Raw genomic sequence first — 4,966 nt, forward strand, 5'->3', positions numbered from 1 at the left:
GTAAGAACCTCCCGGCGAACAGGACCCGACGGCCAGGATCTCCGCCAACTTATCATTGAAATTGTACAGCAGCGGCGCGGCTTCTACGATCAGAACGAACAGGAGCTTCAAGACAAGCACGGCGATAACCCGTCGGGCGCGGACTTTGTGTTCCGCGGTGGTGCCACACTCATCTTCGACCTTCGGGAGGGTCACCTGCGTTACGCAGTCCGAAAGCGAATTAGTGACGATGCCCGGCTGGAGCAACAACGCGATTTCCTTGCGGGTTACCGCTTCGGCTCGACTGCGTTCGGTTATGGACTGCAAGGGGGATCGACCGGCACTGCGTTGGACGAACCGTTCGCTCTGGTGCACCGGGGAGGTTAGGTGTGGGGATATTGAAGCTCTTGAGGATCAGGATGTATCGCGGCATCTTGGGCGATTGCTTCCTCATTCGCACCACGTTGGACGACGGCGGCGCGGAGTTGGAGCGATCCATACTTATAGATTGTGGGGTCCTCCAGAACGTTGCCGCTGGAGCCGATCTGATCGCCAAACTTGACCCGAAGGTCGTGAACCGGATCGGTAAAAAGCGCCTGTCCGAAGTTGAGGCAGGCCCGGCCCGCATTTCAGCGATCGCGAAAGACGTCCTGAAGACCGTCGGCAACCGGATCGACCTGCTGGTCATAACCCACGAGCACTACGACCATCTGTCCGGGTTTGCGTTCGAAAAAGGCGCATTCCTTGACGGTGCGGTTTCCATCGGCCGGCTTTGGATGGCTTGGACCGAAAACCTGAAAGATCCGCAGGCTCAGGTCCTAAGGGCACGATTTTCGAAGGGAAAGCAGGCTTTGGCGGCGGCGGCCACGCTGGCGCAAGGCGATGCGCATCCCGGCTTGCGAACGGCAGCGGCGCTTGCCGCTTTCGCCGGGCCAGTCGCCATAAACGGGCTAGGTGCATCGGGCGTCTTCGGGACGGCCGAAATCATGCAAATGCTGAAGGATAAAGCTGGTGCCGATTCAACATCTTATCTTGAGCCTGGACAGGTCATTGACCTCGACGAGTTCAATATCAAGGCCTTTGTTCTTGGCCCGCCTCGAGATGAAGTTTTGCTGCGAAAAGACACCCCATCCAAGGGACAGGCGAAGGAGGTATATCTGACGCGTCTGGACGCCGCCGCGGCGGCGGAAAGCACAGTAAATGCCCAGCTCTCGCTTCTTGCCAATCGAACCGACACAGTCCTGCCTTTCTCGGCCGTTTACCAAAGACCCCTGAAAGAGAAAACCCGTCGCAAGAAGGCGACCAAGTCGGGGGTCCGCAAACTGTATGACGCTCCGGCCGAAAAGTGGCGTAGGATTGACAGCGACTGGACAGGCTCCATCGAAGCTTTGGCCCTGAAGATGGATTCGGATACAAACAACACCAGCCTGGCACTGGCGTTTGAACTCCCCGATGGCCAGGTATTGCTGTTTCCCGGAGACGCCCAGGTGGGGAATTGGCTGTCTTGGAATGACCAGACCTATCCTCCCGCCGCGAAGACTATGTCCTCGGGCAAACCTGTCACCGCAGAGGACCTGTTGCGCCGGACAACCTTTTACAAGGTCGGACACCATGGGAGTCATAATGCCACGGTCAAAGCGCTCGGTCTGGAGCGCATGGTCGACCCACGACTAGTAGCCGCGATACCGGTCGTAGAGGCGGTCGCGGCCATTCAAGGTAAGGGTCGAGCGGAACCTGGAAGCGGGTGGAGGATGCCGTTCGAGGAGCTTTACAAGGCGTTGCAGGAAAAGACCAAGGGACGCATCGTTCAGGGCGACGGTAATCCAACCGTCGAAAAACGAGCTTTCCGAAACAACCCGACGTCAGCAAAGCGGCCGGTCAAGATCGAACACAGCGATCTTTTTGTTGAGATGACGTTCGACCTTTCATGATGCCAGCTGCTCGGGTCGGCGGGGAATTCTCAATGGGGGGTATACGATGGTCGTTCTAATCAACGGCGAAACCAAGAAACTTGGAATTGCGCTCTCGGGGGGCGGGTTTCGTGCTGCCGCGTTCCATGTAGGGACGTTTACGGCTCTCCAGGAACTCGACTTACTCGACAAGCTTGATCTCATCAGCTGCGTGAGCGGCGGGAGCGTGGCAGGCGCCTACTTGGCGCTGAATTGGGGCAAACAGGATGTGCTGAAGGGCCTTTCGGACTATCTGCTGACAAAGTCGATCGCCGTCTCTTCGATCATCGGAGGTATCCTGGACCCCTTCGAAACACGCCTGGAGAAGCTTGGCGCAAGCTACGATCGGGATCTGTTCGCGGGTGCACGGCTATCCGCTCTCAGAGATGGTCCACGAATCTATCTCAACGCCACCAACCTGGCCACCGGCAACATGTTTTTCTTTGTTGCAGGCAAGGCATTGGCGCCCGGAGAAGACGCTGGAGAAACGATGGGGGAGCACGAGAGCGGCACCGCGAATGCGAGTAACTATCCAATCAGCTTGGCCGTGGCAGCATCCTCGGCTTTCCCGCCCGTGTTTCCCCCGCTACGGCTCAATGCCGACATCTATCCCAATTCCCTGAGCGAATACGCGACGCTGAGCGATGGAGGCATTTACGATAATCTGGGCGTGAACCCGTTGATGCGAGCGCGGCGCAATCCCGTCGATGTGTGTTTTGTAAGTGATGGCGGCAAGCCGTTCGCCGTGTCCCCTCATCCGACGGAGTCCGGGACAATCGTGCTCAAGGAGGCGATCAACATCATGATGGAGCAGGTAAGAGGTCTTCAATTTGCTCGTCTGCAATTGTCGTACGACGCGAAAAAGGGCCCGAAACCCATCTGGTTTTCAATCGACAGCCGGGTAGGCGAGGAACGGCCTGGCGACGCCGCTTTCGCCTCGCTGGTGGCAACAGATTTAAAGAGATTGGAGGCCGAAGAGCATGAGGTTTTGGTGCGACATGGTCGGGCCCTCACGATGGCACGCGTCAAATCCTATGCACCGGAACTCCTTAAGTAGCAAAGTGTCAAACGCGCCGCCTTGCCGCTTACCCGACACGGACTGCAAGGACGTTATCGTTGGATATATCGCCTCATATTCTATCCAGGACAAGCAGTCCTCAACGCCAAGTGCCTGCCGCGGCGAGATTTGTACCCTCAGTCTCTACATCAGGGACAGCAAGCTCGACTGGGACATCCAGAAGCAAATTTCAGGCACTGGCAAGGCCATCTTCGTGAAGACCTTTGGTGAGCCCGACCCCGAGACCAAGTGATGCGCCATAGTGCCTCCAAATGGCCGCTGCTCTGGGCTGTCGGCGCCGCCATTCTCATATCTGCTCCGGCAAGGGCCCAGGAAGAACCAACGCAACCGAACCCGACACTGAGGTTCAAGCTCGACCGGCGCGACGGGTGCTTCCGCTACATAGGCGATGCCTGTCGAATTCATCGGCCGCTTCAAGACCGGGAGCTACGTCGGCGTGTCCATGATCACCATCGGCCGGCCCACGACCAGCAGCCGCGACTACTCGATCTTGTTCGCGCCTCGTGCCGCTTGGGGCAGTTCAGCCTTTGTCACCATCTGTGGCCGCGTTACCCCACCTTCTTAGCAACCGGACAGAATCTCCGGAGGGCGCTGACTTAGGACCGCTGGACAGCCGCCATATGTCGTGGTCTGTCTTCCTTTTCAAGGAAGCGAAATGGAATCATTATCGGCAGCGGGACCGGGTAAGAAGCGGCTGGCGGTTTTCCTTGATGGAACCTGGAATTCCGTGTCGGACAACACCAATGTCTGGCGCTTGCGCGCCCTGTGTTCAACGAAAGACACCGGAAACCCAGCCCAGCTCGCCTACTATGATATCGGGGTGAACGGAGTCATTGGCGGAGCCTTTGGGAAGGGGCTGCTCAGGAATATCCTTGATGCCTATGAGTGGCTGGTCGAAAACTACAACGATGGTGACGACATCTTCGTGTTCGGCTTCAGCCGTGGCGCCTTCACTGCGCGTTCTCTGACAGGCTTTATCACCAAGTGTGGCCTGTTGAGGCCGGGTGCCCCGTTAAGCGTCAACCAGTTGTTCGCCCGGTACCGCCGACGCGACGCGCTGACCGTGTGGAAGCTTCATGACGACTTGGTCGCAGGCCCGCTGAAGGCCTCTGCCCTGGAAGAACGCTGGATGCTGAAATACTCCCGCCGCGTGCCGATCAAGCTGGTGGCCGTCTGGGACACTGTCGGCGCGCTCGGCATTCCCGCGTTCAGCTGGGAAGGCATCAGTCGGACCAGTTTCCGATTTCTGGACACGGGCTTGAGGGTGCCAATCGAGAATGCGTTTCACGCCCTTGCCCTCGATGAGCATCGCAACAGCTTCATGCCGACGTTATGGACGAAGAGAATCCCTACCGATCCCCAGGCGGTGATCGCACCGCCGCGTCCCTACAGCAGTGTCGAGCAGCGTTGGTTTGCTGGCGCCCACGGTAATGTGGGCGGCGGATACCCGAATGATCTGCTTGCACAGGCTCCTCTCAGCTGGATCATCGAAAAGGCCCGGTCCCACGGTCTCGCGTTCAGGAGCGACATCGAGGTGGACGACGGGGCCCTCGACGCTCCGATTTCAGACTCTTACCGGGAGTTCATGCGCGGCTCCTACGCCATCCTCAGCAAGAGGCATCTTCGGCCCATTGCATCCCCTCCCGGCCGGGACCCGGATGCGACGTACATCAATGTCAATGAGACGATTGATGGCTCGGTCTTCGAGCGGTATCGCCACTCGTCAAGCTACCGGCCCGCCAATTTGGTTGAGTGGTCGACTCGCAAGGGCGTCGATCTTGACGCGGTGATGGGTTGGGTCGATGCCGAACAGCCTGGAAAGGCGGTTGGCGAGATCCACTGACCGCTGAGTGGCGTGCAGTGCCGCCGTCTGCTTCCAGGATCTGGCCGTTCCGGCTGACATGCAGAGCGCGAAAGATGCGCCGTGGGCGGAAATGGAGTAAACGTCGTCCACCTAGAT

The 4,966-nt window shown here is 58.5% G+C and carries 4 protein-coding genes; 3 read left to right on the plus strand and 1 reads right to left on the minus strand.

The genetic code is table 11. The annotated features are described in order from the left end of the window. A partial coding sequence (locus EOA60_RS18630; RefSeq protein WP_164899394.1) for a hypothetical protein occupies positions 1 to 306 on the minus strand: 306 nt, incomplete at its 3' end. Between the two features lie 92 nt (positions 307 to 398). On the opposite strand from EOA60_RS18630, the gene EOA60_RS18635 reads away from it, so the two are divergent. The 3 genes from EOA60_RS18635 (at position 399) to EOA60_RS18645 (ending at position 4,849) form a co-directional block, all read left to right on the plus strand. Continuing rightward, complete coding sequence (locus tag EOA60_RS18635) at positions 399 to 1,910, plus strand: hypothetical protein (RefSeq protein ID WP_126089952.1); 1,512 nt, start codon at positions 399 to 401, stop codon at positions 1,908 to 1,910. A gap of 46 nt (positions 1,911 to 1,956) precedes the next feature. Further along, complete coding sequence (locus tag EOA60_RS18640) at positions 1,957 to 2,985, plus strand: patatin-like phospholipase family protein (protein WP_091600488.1); 1,029 nt, start codon at positions 1,957 to 1,959, stop codon at positions 2,983 to 2,985. Between the two features lie 676 nt (positions 2,986 to 3,661). Continuing rightward, positions 3,662 to 4,849 carry a DUF2235 domain-containing protein gene (locus EOA60_RS18645; RefSeq protein WP_091600486.1) on the plus strand — a complete coding sequence of 396 codons (1,188 nt, stop codon included), beginning with the start codon at positions 3,662 to 3,664 and terminating at the stop codon, positions 4,847 to 4,849. Positions 4,850 to 4,966 lie beyond the last annotated feature (117 nt).

This window comes from Mesorhizobium sp. M1A.F.Ca.IN.020.06.1.1 (assembly GCF_004023265.1).
Taxonomy (GTDB): Bacteria; Pseudomonadota; Alphaproteobacteria; order Rhizobiales; family Rhizobiaceae; genus Mesorhizobium.